Source organism: Oceanobacter sp. 3_MG-2023 (assembly GCF_030688925.1).
Taxonomy (GTDB): domain Bacteria; phylum Pseudomonadota; class Gammaproteobacteria; order Pseudomonadales; family Oceanobacteraceae; genus Oceanobacter.
This window is the reverse complement of record NZ_JAUYVX010000015.1, coordinates 22,225-34,893: the sequence shown is the minus strand read 5'-3', so window position 1 is coordinate 34,893 and position 12,669 is coordinate 22,225. Positions and strand designations below refer to the sequence as shown.

Here is a 12,669-nt window from a genome sequence, read left to right as displayed (position 1 = left end):
TCCTTGATGGTTGCACAGTGAAAGGTGGGTGAAGTGATTTCAGACGCAGGTGACCATTATCCTCTGCTCGATGCCATTGACATCGTGATGGTAAATACCACGCATTCCGGCAATATTGGCGCTGCTGCCCGGGCCATGAAAAACATGGGACTGGGGCAATTGATTCTGGTTGATCCGATCGCGACCGTTAACGATGAGGCCCTGGCACGTTCATCCCGGGCGGAGGATATTCTGCAGCGGGTGCGTATTGTACCAACCCTGGAAGAGGCCATTGCCGACGCCAGTCTGGTTGTCGGCACCAGTGCTCGCAGTCGGCATATTCCCTGGCCTTTGATGACCCCAAGGCAAGCGGCCGAGAGTGTGTGTCAGGTAACAGGAACCGGCGCTCGTGCGGCGTTGGTGTTTGGGCGAGAGTCCCGCGGCCTGACCAATGAAGAACTACACCTCTGTCATGCCCATGTTCATATTCCGACGGTGGAATCCTTTTCCTCCTTGAATGTTGCACAGGCCGTTCAGGTGTTGTGTTACGAAATGCGACTGGCAGCCATTGCGGCGGCGGATAACCATGCCGACAACACGGCGGCGGTGATGGGGCAACGCTGGGGAGTGGAATGGGATCACCCGCCAGCCACACACAAGGAGCTGAACGGCATGATGTTGCACCTTGAGCAAACACTGGTGGATATCGGCTTTCTGGACCCAAACACCCCCAAGCAACTGATGACCCGATTACGTCGCCTGTATCAACGGGCGGAGCCAGACAAGATGGAAATCAATATGGTGCGCGGTATGTTGGCAGCGATACAGCAACATGCTGGACGTCGCCAGGATCAACCAGTCACCGATGTATCATTCTCACCTCAGACACCACCGCGATCGGATGCCCAGCTACCGATGGATGATGCCATTGATGGTGCTACCCAAGGGAGCCATTCTGATGTTTAAACAACTCCGTGAAGATGTCGCCTGCGTCTTCGAGCGCGACCCCGCAGCCCGTAATACGTTTGAAGTCCTGACCACTTATCCGGGGGTTCATGCCATTTTGCATTATCGGCTGGCCAATGGTTTATGGCGTCGTGGCTTCAAATGGTTGGCACGGCTGTTATCGACTGGCAGTCGCTGGCTGACGGGTATCGAAATCCACCCGGGTGCGACGATTGGTCACCGCTTTTTTATCGATCACGGCATGGGCGTGGTGATTGGGGAAACCGCAGAGATCGGTGATGACTGCACCCTGTATCACGGCGTCACCCTGGGTGGCACCAGCTGGAACAAGGGCAAGCGTCACCCGACCTTGCACAACGGTGTTGTCGTGGGTGCCGGTGCCAAGGTATTGGGGCCAATCGAAGTGGGCGAAAATGCCCGTATCGGCTCCAATGCGGTCGTGACCAAGCCCGTGCCGGACGGCGCTACCGTGGTGGGGATTCCTGGTCGTATTGTACGGATGGCAGGCAAGAAAAATCCCTTGCCAGAAGGGACTGTCCGTATGGCTGAAAAACTGGGATTTGACGCCTATGGTATTGCCGATGGTACCCCGGACCCGATTGCCCGCTCGATCCACAATATGATGGATCATATGGATGCGGTGGACAGCAAGATTGATCGCATGTGCAAGGCCCTGCATCAGGTGGGTATTCATAACTGCGACGACGCACTGCCAGAGCTGGAGCGGGAGCATTTTGTCTGCCTGGGGGATGATCAGGATGAGGCAACGCCAGATTCGCTTGGCGCATCCAAACAAGGCGCGGTGGATAAGGATGAATTACCAGCCACCGAAGCACCAAACACTGCAGCAACAGAAGCTGAACCTGAACGGACTGCTGAACGGACTGCTGATTAAAGACCCTCAGAGGGCTGATCAAAAGGCCTGTGTGGGCGGATCAGAGCGGTGAGGACTGAAACCGGGGCAACGGACAGGCTTTACCGCTTACTTTACGTTTTACTTAGTTGACTGTATTAGTCGGATATAAACATAATACCGACCCGATCGGAGGAATTGTTATATGCGACTGACAACCAAGGGCCGCTACGCGGTGACAGCCATGCTGGATCTGGCCATACACGCAGAAGATGGCCCTGTCAGCCTGAACGATATATCTGGACGGCAGGGCATCTCCCTGTCGTATCTTGAGCAGTTGTTTGCTCGTTTGCGACGTCGTGAACTGGTTTCCAGTGTCCGTGGGCCGGGAGGTGGTTATCGTCTTGGCCGGGCAATGGATACCATCAATGTGGCAGAAATTGTTGATGCCGTGAATGAATCCATGGATGCCACGCGCTGCAGTAAACGCGGAGATTGCCAGAAGGGTGATGAATGCCTGACCCATCATCTGTGGCTGGATCTGAGTGAGCAGATACACGATTTTCTGTCAGCCATCAGCTTGCAAGAACTGATCGCCCGCCAGGAAATCCAACACACGGCACACCGTCAGGATATGCAGACCGGCAATCGTATCAATGCATTTTTATCGGATGCCATGAACGGCTAGCCCTTGCAGCCTTGCAGAACTGTTCTTTTCTGGCGCTGACAGCAACGCAACAAGCGTATGGCAAAAACGGTCAAACACGGCCTTGTTTGATCATCTTCACCGTTGGCACCCGGTAACAGCCAAGGGCAGTAACAGACAAGCGGGTGTTTGAGCGGTGTCTTTGGGTTAACGGATCGACCTGCTTGGTTTGATTGGATGGTTTGATTGAACGGTTTGATTGGATGGTTAGGTTAGCCGGATCAGAGAGGTCCGCGACGCCATAAGCGACCAATCGTATCGAGAGAGTAAACTGCGGTTGTTGTCGATCAGCGGCAATTTTGCGTTATTATTCCCCGTTGCCGCCATGTGTTTACTGTATTCTGACGCTCTTGGTGGCAGCGCTACACTATCTGTTATCTGTTTCGCCCGATGTGATTTGGATCTGCAATGAAAACCCTTTATCTTGATTATGCTGCCACGACGCCAGTTGACCCGGCGGTGGCTGAGGCCATGACGGCTTGCCTTACCATGGATGGCAATTTTGCCAACCCGGCTTCACGCTCCCATCGCTTTGGCTGGCAAGCGGAACAGGCGGTTGAAAAAGCCCGGCGACAGGTGGCCGACGTATTGGGTGCCGAACCGCGTGAAATTGTCTGGACCTCCGGTGCAACAGAAAGCAATAACCTGGCCCTTAAAGGGGTGGTTGAATATTACCGCCGCCATCATCCGGGCAAATCCTGCCATATCATCAGTTCCGCCATTGAGCACAAGGCGATACTCGATACCCTGGCCTGGCTGAAGCAGCAGGATGTCGCCATTACCCTGCTGACGCCGGATGCCGATGGTCTGATCCAGCCGCAACAGGTCGCCGATGCCTTGCGGGACGATACCGTACTGGTTTCCCTGATGGCGGTGAACAACGAAATCGGTACCCTGACGGATATCGCCGCAGTGGCAGAGCAGTTGAGTGATCACCCGGCGCTGCTGCATGTGGATGCTGCCCAGGCGGTTGGCAAGCTGCCGGTGAATGTTAACCACTGGCGGGTAGATCTGTTATCGGTATCGGCCCACAAGTTTTATGGCCCCAAAGGCATCGGCGTGTTGTATGTACGCCGTCAGCCACAGGTGCATATTGATGCCCAGATTCACGGTGGTGGCCATGAGCGCGGCATGCGCTCAGGCACCTTGCCAACCCACCAGATCGTCGGTATCGGTACGGCTGCGCAAATGGCCGCGACCCTGCTGGCGGAAGAGTTACCGCGTATCACGGCCTTGCGCGAGCGGTTACAGCAGGCCTTGCTGGAGTTGGGGGATGTCTATCTGAATGGCCATGCCCAGCAGCGGGTTGCTGGTCTGCTTAATCTGTCATTTGACGGGGTTGACGGTGAAATCCTGCTCGCTTCATTGGCGCAAGTGGCGGTATCGTCCGGGTCGGCCTGTACCTCTGCCAGTATCGAGCCTTCTTACGTGTTAAAAGCCATTGGACGCAGCAATGCGCTGGCTCATGCCGGGCTGCGTTTCAGTGTCGGCCGTTACACCACTGAGGACGATATTGACTTTGCCATTGAGCAGGTGAGCCGGATTGTAACGCGGTTACGTCAGCAGACCAGCCGGGGTTAAGACGGGGTTGGGTCTGACAGCGGTTACATGCGTACACCTTTTACCAAAACGTGCGTATAATCCGCCGGATTTTTAACCCCCTGAATACATTTACTATTGGAGTTACACATGGCTGTTGAACGTACACTGTCTATTATCAAACCAGATGCCGTTGCCAAAAATGCAATCGGTGACATCATTGCCCGTTTCGAAAAAGCTGGCCTGGGTGTTGTTGCTGCCAAAATGGTGCGCCTGGACGATGATAAAGCAGGCGGTTTTTACGCTGAGCACAAAGAACGTCCTTTCTACAAGGATCTGGTTGGTTTCATGACTTCTGGTCCTGTCGTTGTACAGGTTCTGGAAGGTGAAAACGCTATCCTGCTGAACCGCGAACTGATGGGTGCAACCAACCCTAAAGAAGCTGAAGCCGGTACTATCCGCGCTGATTTCGCTGAAAGCATTGATGCCAACGCAGTACACGGTTCTGATTCTGCAGAATCTGCTGCTCGTGAAATTGCTTATTTCTTCTCTGCTGACGAAATCTGCGCACGTTGATTTTGTCTGAACGGGAGCGGTTTGCTCCCGTTCGTTCTGTTTTTTCCTGCTCGGAAGCGCTACGCCAGGTAACTGCTTGATGACCGATACCACTCAAAAGATCAATTTGCTGGGCTTGTCTCCAGTAAAAATGGAAGCTTTTTTCACCGATATTGGTGAAAAGAAATTCCGTGCCCAGCAGATGCTGAAGTGGATTCATCAGTATGGCGAAGCCGACTTCGAAAAAATGACCAATATGGGCAAGCCTTTGCGTGCCAAGCTGGCCGATCTCGCCGAGATCCGTCTGCCTGAAGTGGTCTATGAAAATATTTCTGCCGACGGTACCCGCAAGTGGGTAATGCGTATGCCTGGCGGCAGCTCGATTGAAACCGTGTACATTCCGGAAAAAGAACGCGGCACCCTGTGTGTCAGCTCACAGATAGGTTGCTCGCTGGATTGCAGCTTTTGCTCCACCGGCAAGCAGGGCTTTAACCGTGATTTGACAGTGGCGGAAATTATTGGCCAGGTCTACGTTGCCTCGATGAGTTTTCATGAGCCTGGTGAACGCCGTGAACGTCGTATTACCAATGTGGTGATGATGGGCATGGGCGAACCGCTGTTGAATTTTGATAACGTCGTCGATGCCATGCATCTGATGATGGAAGACAATGCCTACGGTTTGTCGAAACGTCGGGTAACGCTGAGTACTTCCGGTGTGGTGCCGATGCTGGATAAGCTAGGAGAAGTCACTGACGTCTCGCTGGCGGTATCACTGCATGCACCGAATGACGAGTTGCGTAACCAGCTGGTACCGATCAACCGCAAATACCCGATTGCCGAGTTGATTGCTGCTACCAATCGTTATCTGGCAAGGTTGCCGGATCGACGCAAGGCGACCATCGAATACACCATGATGGATGGTATCAACGACAGCCTGGAACAGGCGATTGAGCTGGCAGAGTTGCTGAAACAGGTACCTTGCAAGATCAATCTGATTCCATTTAACCCGTTTCCTAATTCTGGCTACAAACGTCCAAGCAATAATCGCGTGTACCGTTTCCGTGATTATCTGGTCAGTCAGAATCATATTGTGACAATACGTTCGACACGCGGCGATGATATCGACGCCGCTTGCGGCCAGCTGGTCGGCAAGGTCGAGGATCGTACTCGCCGCAGTGAGCGTTATATCAATGCGGTGCAACTGGATTCCAACCAATAAGGCCCTCAGGTATGAGACAGCTCCGTAATATCTTGCAGCAATTGGTCATGATTACCCTGGCACTGGTTTTGACGGCCTGTGTAACCACCACCGAAAGCCGCTTGCAAAAAAACAAGAACCCGGACAAGGCGCTGGAAAACTACACCCAGCTTGGCTTTGGTTACCTGCAACAGAATCGCCCGGACCTGGCCCGCCAGAGGTTGCAAAAAGCACTGGCCATGGACCCGAATCATGCCCCTGCCAACGACGCCATGGGGCTGGTGTGGCAAATGGAAGCCGAGTACGACCTGGCGGAAGATTTTATGCGTAAGGCCATTGCCAACGACAGCTCGTATACCGCCGCCAAACATCATCTGGGACGGCTGTATATCCAGATGAAAGAGTATGACAAGGCGAAAAAATGGCTCGAAACGGCAGCCGGAGATCGTTATTACGACAGCCGTGCCAGTGCGTATAACGACCTGGCGATGAACTATTACCGCCAGAACCAGCCGTCCAATGCCATTGACAGCTATATGGAAGCATTACGTTTGTCGCCATACAGTGTTGATGCGCTGGTGAATGTCTCCACCCTGTTGTTTGAAGCCCAGCGCTACGATGAGTCACGCAAGTATTTTGACCGTCTGGATCGCCTGGTCAGCAAAGGTAACACCCGTCATACATCGCACAGCCTGTGGCTGGGTATCAAGCTGGCGACGATTCGTCAGGATACCGACAAGGTCATTACGCTGGCGACGCAACTGAAAAAACAATTTCCGAATTCCAACGAATACCGTCTGTACCAGGAATCCCTGGACAGCAGCAACGATTGATAACCGGTACGAGCGAGACTGACTGATGCATTTTGAAAATCCGATCAAACGTCGAAAAAGTCGCAAGATCATGGTCGGTGACGTCGCGGTTGGCGGTGATGCACCGATCTCGATCCAGACCATGACCAACACCGAAACCACGGATGTCGCGGCTACGGTAGCGCAGATTCAGCAGGCTCAGGATGCTGGTGCCGATATCGTGCGGGTTTCTGTCCCTTCTATGGATGCTGCCGAAGCCTTTGGCCGGATCCGCAAGCAGGTCAATATTCCGCTGGTGGCCGATATTCATTTTGACTACCGCATTGCCTTGCGTGTGGCTGAACTGGGAGTGGATTGTTTACGTATCAACCCCGGTAATATTGGCCGTGAAGACCGTGTGCGTGCGGTAGTGGATGCTGCTCGTGACCATAATATTCCGATTCGGATCGGTGTGAACGCCGGTTCGCTGGAAAAAGATCTGCAAAAAAAATACGGCGAGCCAACCCCGGAAGCGCTGGTGGAATCGGCCATGCGCCATATCGATATTCTCGATCGCCTCGACTTCCAGGAATACAAGCTGAGTCTGAAGGCCTCCGATATTTTTATGACGGTGGCCGCTTACCGCCAAATCGCCAGCCAGATCGAACAGCCGTTACATTTGGGTATCACGGAAGCTGGTGGCTTGCGTGGTGGTACGGTCAAATCCTCCATCGGTCTGGGCCTGCTGCTGTGGGACGGTATCGGTGACACCATTCGTGTGTCGCTGGCAGCAGACCCGGTACAGGAAGTCAAAGTCGGCTGGGATATGCTGAAGTCACTGAAAGTGCGCTCCCGAGGCATCAACTTTATTGCCTGTCCCAGCTGCTCACGACAAAACTTCGATGTTATTAAGACCATGAACGACCTGGAAACCCGGGTCGAAGATATCCGCACCAATATGGATGTAGCGGTGATCGGTTGCGTGGTGAACGGTCCTGGTGAAGCCAAGGAAGTTGACCTGGGTCTGGCCGGTGGTCAGCCCAACCTGGTGTATATCGATGGCAAACCGGCCGGAAAGCTGAACAACGAGACGCTGGTGGATGATCTCGAACGTCTGATTCGTGAACGTGCCGACCAGCTCGACAAAGAACGTGACAATCTGATTGTCTCCGGCTGAGACCGCAGAAAGCAGAATTTGAGACTGCAGAACTACAGGAATAACCCAGAGATTATGTCCAAGAAAATAAAAGCCATTCGCGGCATGAACGATATCCTGCCAGCGCAAAGCCCGGTGTGGCAGTACCTGGAAGGTACCGTCAAGGATCTGCTGGCTGGACATGGCTATGATGAAATCCGGATGCCGGTTGTTGAGAGCACCAACCTGTTCAAGCGCTCGATTGGTGAAGTGACGGATATCGTCGAAAAAGAAATGTACACCTTCGATGACCGTAATGGCGACAGCCTGACGCTGCGCCCGGAAGGTACCGCCAGCTGCGTACGTGCCTGTGAAGAACATGGCTTGCTGTACAACCAGACCCAGCGGTTATGGTACACCGGCCCGATGTTTCGTCATGAGCGGCCACAAAGAGGCCGCTATCGCCAATTCTTTCAAGTGGGTGTGGAAACCTTCGGTATTGCCACCGCAGATATCGATGCCGAACTGATTTTGATGACAGCCCGCTTATGGCAGCAACTTGGCCTCAAGGATGTGGTCACACTGCAGCTGAACACTTTGGGCAGCAACGCCGCCCGTGCTGAATATCGGGCCGCTCTGGTGGCGTATCTCAGTCAGTTCAAGGACCAGCTTGACGAAGACAGTCAACGTCGTCTGGAAAGCAACCCGCTGCGGGTATTGGATTCGAAAGATCCCAACACCCAGGCGCTGCTGGCTGATGCCCCGCAGTTGCACGACCATCTCGATGACGACAGCCGGGAACATTTTGCCAAACTGCGTGCCATTCTGGATGCCGCCGGGGTTGCTTATGAAATCAACCAGCGTCTGGTACGTGGGCTCGATTACTACAACAAGACCGTGTTTGAATGGGTCACGGACCAGCTTGGCTCCCAGGGCACTGTGTGTGCTGGTGGCCGTTACGATGGTCTGGTGGAACAGCTGGGTGGCAAACCGACCCCGGCGGTGGGTTTCGCCATGGGGATTGAGCGGCTGATCCTGCTGCTGGAAACCCTGGATGTGATTCCTTCGGCGGTCACCCAAACCGTCGATCTGTACCTCTGCGCCATGGGTGAAGGGTCAGACATGGCCGCACTGTTGCTGGCCGATCGCTTGCGCGAAGAACACAGCTGGCTGCGGATACAGTGTCACTGCGGCGGTGGCAGCTTCAAGAGCCAGATGAAAAAAGCCGATAAAAGTGGTGCTCGTTTTGCCTTGTTACTGGGTGAGAATGAATTGGCAGCAGAGCAGATCACCATCAAGGATTTACGGAATGATGCTGAGCAGCAAACCATTGCCCAGTCCGGCTTGTCTGATTGGCTGGCTGAAGCAATGCTGTAACAGCCTGACGGCTGAACAGTGCTTACACTGGCATTAATAGATATCGAATGAACATAACGAATACGAATAAGGTAGCCAGGTCATGACAGAACTGCGTACGGATGAAGAACAGGCAGAAATGCTCAAACGCTGGTGGGATGAAAATGGCAAGAGCACGCTGATAGCCATTGTGTTGGTTGCGGCTGGCTGGTTGGGCTGGAATTATTATCAGACCCAGCAACAGACCACCGGAGAAGCGGCATCAGCGCTGTATTCCTCACTGACTGAAAAAGCCTCTGCGGCTATCATGTCTGGTAATGAGGCTGCCCAGCAAGAAGCAATTGTCCTGGCTGAGCAGCTGAAAAGTGATTTTGGCAAAAGCACTTACAGTCAGTTTGCCAGCCTGTTTCTGGCGCGCTTTGCTGCGGATAACGGTGATATGAACAGTGCGGCTGCCGAGCTGAGAGCCTTGGTTGATAGCGCTGAAGCGCCAATCAAATACCTGGCCACCGCGCGTCTGGCTGATGTACTGGTTGAACTGGATGATACCGATGCTGCGCTGGCTCTGGTGAGCGATGTTCCGGACCCGGCTTATGCCCCCCAGTATCTGGAAGCCCGTGGTGATGCCTTGTTCCGCAAAGGCGACCGCGCAGCAGCCCGGGTGGCCTATCAGGAAGCGCTGGATGCTGCTGCCGTACTGGGTGTGGATACCCAGCTGCTGCAACGCAAAAGCGATTTTCTGATCGCCGCTGAGGACGCCTGATGCTGAGCGGTCTGAAATTTGGCCGCCAACGGCTGGTCGCTGGCAGAGTCACCCGCACCGGGTTACTGTTGGCCGCCGTTCTGGTCAGCGCTTGTTCTTCGCAACCTCAAACCGATGCCGAGAGCCTGCCTTCATTGGGCAGTAATGGCCTGGATATTGTCTGGCGCACTCATATCGGGGATGGCCCGGGTAGCAATTACAGCCGTTTGCAAGCCGTGGCTGCGGACGATGTACTGTATGCCGCCGATACCTCCGGCTCTGTCTGGTCGCTGGCGTTGGACTCCGGTCGCACGCTGTGGCAACAGACGCTGGAAAAACCGGTATCGGCCGGTGTTACGCTGGCCGGTGAGCATCTGTTTCTGGTAACGGTTGATGGCGTGCTGCATAGCCTGACAGCTGATCAGGGCCAACCTGTCTGGCAAGCCCAATTGTCCAGTGAAGCGGTGGCCGCTGCGGAAGTGGATGACGAGCGCGTCTATGTTCACACCATTGATGGTCGGGTCTCGGCCTTTGATCGTTATAGCGGGGAACAACGCTGGTCGTATGAAACCGCGATGCCGATTCTGTCGGTACGCGGCACCGCCGCCCCTGTGGTATCCGGTGAACTGGTAATACTGGGTTTGGCCAATGGCAAGGTGATTGCGCTGGACCGGCGTTTGGGTATTCCGCGCTGGGATGTCCGTCTGGCAACACCAGAAGGTCGTTCCGAGCTGGAACGCCTGGTGGATGCAGACGGCACCGTAGTGGTTGAAAACCAACTGATTTATGCCGCCAGTTATCACGGCAAGGTAGCCGCCATCAGTGCCACGGGTGAAACGCGCTGGGAAGAAGATGGCTCAAGCTATACCAGCCCGGTGTTATCTCTGGGTAACGTTTATCTGACTCTGGATGACAGTAGTATTCGCGCATTTGATGTGTATGGTGGTGATCCGGTCTGGACCCAGGGCAGTCTGAAAGGTCGCCAGCTGGGAGGCGTCGAAGCTTACCAGAACAATCTGTTCGTCACCGACAGCGAAGGCTTCCTGTATCTGCTCAGTCAGGTGGATGGTGCCTTGCTGGCGCGTTTGTCTCTTATTCCCAATGCTTTACACGTCAGCTATCCTAATCAGTCGGAAGCCACTCGCTGGCGGCAGCTGCATGGCCGTGACTTTGGTGTGCGTAGCCCCTTGCTGGTCACCGACAGGGGCGTAGTGGTCTATACCAATGCCGGTGACGTTATGCTGGTCACTGCAGAAGAATAGTCTTGCTGCTTTCATAGTGATCAGCGTTGTTTTTCCGGGGAGCTTATTGGCTCCCCTTTTTATCTGAGGTATTTCATGGTTCCAGTCATCGCTTTGGTGGGTCGTCCCAATGTTGGCAAGTCCACTCTGTTTAATCGTCTTACCAAGTCTCGCGATGCACTGGTAGCGGAAATCGCCGGGCTGACCCGCGATCGTAAATATGGTGAAGGCAAGGTCGGCGAGCGGCCGTTTATTGTTATTGATACCGGCGGTATCAGTGGTGAAGAAGTCGGTATCGATGAAGCCATGGCTTCCCAGAGCTTTCAGGCGATACAGGAAGCCGATATCGTCTTTTTTATGGTTGATGCCAGCGCCGGTATTCTGGAAGGCGACCGGATGATCGCCAACTACCTGCGTAAAAGCGGCAAGTCGGCTTATCTGATTGCCAACAAGATCGACGGCAAAAACCCCGATGTTGTATTGGTTGAAATGTACGAACTGGGCATGGGCGAACCGCTGGGCATTGCCGCAGCACACAACCGTGGTGTTTCCTCACTGATAGATCATGTAATGGATGAGCTTCATGGGGTCTCCGACGAACCGGTTGCTCACCCTGAAAACGACTGGCACTACGTTTGGGATGAAGGCGAAGAAAGCCCGGCGGAAGAAGTCGTACACGAAGAGCTCGACGTCAAAGGCATCAAGATCGCCGTGGTCGGGCGTCCGAATGTGGGCAAGTCGACGCTGGTGAACCGCTTTTTGGGGGAAGACCGGGTTGTGGTCTATGACGAAGCCGGTACCACGCGTGACAGTATTTACATTCCCTATGAGCGTCATGGCCAGGATTACACCCTGATCGATACCGCCGGGGTGCGACGTCGCAAGAATATCAGTGAAGCCGCCGAAAAATTCTCTATTATCAAAACCCTGCAAGCCATTCAGGATTGTCATGTCTGTATTCTGGTGCTGGATGCCCGTACCGGTATTGTTGAACAAGACCTGCATATGCTCAGCTTTGTGCTGAACGCAGGCCGGGCTCTGGTGATTGCCATCAATAAATGGGATGGCATGGAAGCGGATGAAAAGCAGCGCGTCAAAGATGAAATTGACCGCCGATTTGATTTTCTGACGTTCGCCGATATGCACTTTATTTCGGCCTTGCACGGTACGGGTGTCGGCCATCTGTATGAATCGGTTGACCAGGCCTACGAATCGGCCATGGGCAAATGGCAAACCAATATGCTGACCCGGATTCTGGAAGACGCTGTGGCAACCCATCAACCGCCGATGGTACGTAATCGGCGGCCGAAATTGCGTTACGCGCACCAGGGTGGCTCCAACCCGCCAGTGCTGGTGATTCACGGCAATCTGGTGAATGACTTACCGGATGATTACAAACGTTATCTGGCCAATACCTTCCGCCGGGTACTGGCCATCAAGGGCACGCCCATTCGGGTTGAGTTCCGTCAGGGCGAAAACCCGTTTGCAGACAAGCAGAAAGAGGTTCGCCACCGCCGCAAGAGTCGGGCAGAGGCGGTGGTCAAAACGGCGAATATTCGTCAGATCAAACTCGATAAATATCGTAAAGCACGTAACAAACCCTGAGTT

The 12,669-nt window shown here is 54.1% G+C and carries 12 protein-coding genes; all 12 read left to right on the top strand.

The annotated features are described in order from the left end of the window. The first annotated feature begins 33 nt into the window (after positions 1-33). The 12 genes from Q8W32_RS13765 (at position 34) to der (ending at position 12,666) form a co-directional block, all read left to right on the top strand. On the top strand, positions 34-945 hold the full coding sequence (locus Q8W32_RS13765) for an RNA methyltransferase (RefSeq protein WP_368501382.1): 912 nt from the start codon (positions 34-36) through the stop codon (positions 943-945). Beyond that, entirely contained in the window at positions 938-1,840 is a 903-nt protein-coding gene (gene cysE / locus Q8W32_RS13760) for a serine O-acetyltransferase (RefSeq protein WP_305415394.1), read from the top strand. Before Q8W32_RS13765 ends, cysE begins: the two co-directional genes overlap by 8 nt. 163 nt (positions 1,841-2,003) lie before the next feature. After that, positions 2,004-2,486, top strand: a complete 483-nt coding sequence (gene iscR, locus Q8W32_RS13755; protein ID WP_303433372.1) for a Fe-S cluster assembly transcriptional regulator IscR — start codon at positions 2,004-2,006, stop codon at positions 2,484-2,486. A 426-nt stretch (positions 2,487-2,912) separates the two neighbouring features. After that, the gene (locus Q8W32_RS13750) at positions 2,913-4,085 is read left to right on the top strand and encodes an aminotransferase class V-fold PLP-dependent enzyme (RefSeq protein ID WP_303433371.1); all 1,173 of its coding nucleotides are present in this window, start codon (positions 2,913-2,915) and stop codon (positions 4,083-4,085) included. Positions 4,086-4,193: 108 nt separating this feature from the next. Continuing rightward, positions 4,194-4,619 (top strand): nucleoside-diphosphate kinase, encoded by a 426-nt coding sequence (ndk, locus tag Q8W32_RS13745; protein ID WP_305415393.1) that lies wholly within the window; start codon positions 4,194-4,196, stop codon positions 4,617-4,619. A 79-nt stretch (positions 4,620-4,698) separates the two neighbouring features. Next, on the top strand, positions 4,699-5,817 hold the full coding sequence (gene rlmN, locus Q8W32_RS13740) for a 23S rRNA (adenine(2503)-C(2))-methyltransferase RlmN (protein WP_303433369.1): 1,119 nt from the start codon (positions 4,699-4,701) through the stop codon (positions 5,815-5,817). Positions 5,818-5,828: 11 nt separating this feature from the next. Next, complete coding sequence (locus Q8W32_RS13735) at positions 5,829-6,629, top strand: tetratricopeptide repeat protein (RefSeq protein ID WP_303433368.1); 801 nt, start codon at positions 5,829-5,831, stop codon at positions 6,627-6,629. 25 nt (positions 6,630-6,654) lie between these two features. Then, positions 6,655-7,764 (top strand): flavodoxin-dependent (E)-4-hydroxy-3-methylbut-2-enyl-diphosphate synthase, encoded by a 1,110-nt coding sequence (gene ispG, locus Q8W32_RS13730; RefSeq protein ID WP_303433367.1) that lies wholly within the window; start codon positions 6,655-6,657, stop codon positions 7,762-7,764. Between the two features lie 54 nt (positions 7,765-7,818). Then, the gene (hisS, locus tag Q8W32_RS13725) at positions 7,819-9,099 is read left to right on the top strand and encodes a histidine--tRNA ligase (RefSeq protein ID WP_303433366.1); all 1,281 of its coding nucleotides are present in this window, start codon (positions 7,819-7,821) and stop codon (positions 9,097-9,099) included. 82 nt (positions 9,100-9,181) lie between these two features. Then, the gene (locus Q8W32_RS13720) at positions 9,182-9,841 is read left to right on the top strand and encodes a tetratricopeptide repeat protein (protein ID WP_305415392.1); all 660 of its coding nucleotides are present in this window, start codon (positions 9,182-9,184) and stop codon (positions 9,839-9,841) included. After that, entirely contained in the window at positions 9,841-11,082 is a 1,242-nt protein-coding gene (gene bamB / locus Q8W32_RS13715) for an outer membrane protein assembly factor BamB (protein ID WP_305415391.1), read from the top strand. The genes Q8W32_RS13720 and bamB overlap by 1 nt, the downstream gene beginning before the upstream one ends. 75 nt (positions 11,083-11,157) lie before the next feature. Then, positions 11,158-12,666, top strand: coding sequence for a ribosome biogenesis GTPase Der (gene der / locus Q8W32_RS13710; protein ID WP_305415390.1), 1,509 nt, complete (start codon positions 11,158-11,160; stop codon positions 12,664-12,666). The last annotated feature ends 3 nt before the right edge of the window (positions 12,667-12,669 follow it).

Coding starts and splice junctions, on each gene's coding strand:
- cysE (WP_305415394.1), top strand. CDS start 938: ATGTTTAAACAACTCCGTGAAGATGTCGCCTGCGTCTTCGAGCGCGAC.
- iscR (WP_303433372.1), top strand. CDS start 2,004: ATGCGACTGACAACCAAGGGCCGCTACGCGGTGACAGCCATGCTGGAT.
- Q8W32_RS13750 (WP_303433371.1), top strand. CDS start 2,913: ATGAAAACCCTTTATCTTGATTATGCTGCCACGACGCCAGTTGACCCG.
- ndk (WP_305415393.1), top strand. CDS start 4,194: ATGGCTGTTGAACGTACACTGTCTATTATCAAACCAGATGCCGTTGCC.
- rlmN (WP_303433369.1), top strand. CDS start 4,699: ATGACCGATACCACTCAAAAGATCAATTTGCTGGGCTTGTCTCCAGTA.
- Q8W32_RS13735 (WP_303433368.1), top strand. CDS start 5,829: ATGAGACAGCTCCGTAATATCTTGCAGCAATTGGTCATGATTACCCTG.
- ispG (WP_303433367.1), top strand. CDS start 6,655: ATGCATTTTGAAAATCCGATCAAACGTCGAAAAAGTCGCAAGATCATG.
- hisS (WP_303433366.1), top strand. CDS start 7,819: ATGTCCAAGAAAATAAAAGCCATTCGCGGCATGAACGATATCCTGCCA.
- Q8W32_RS13720 (WP_305415392.1), top strand. CDS start 9,182: ATGACAGAACTGCGTACGGATGAAGAACAGGCAGAAATGCTCAAACGC.
- bamB (WP_305415391.1), top strand. CDS start 9,841: ATGCTGAGCGGTCTGAAATTTGGCCGCCAACGGCTGGTCGCTGGCAGA.
- der (WP_305415390.1), top strand. CDS start 11,158: ATGGTTCCAGTCATCGCTTTGGTGGGTCGTCCCAATGTTGGCAAGTCC.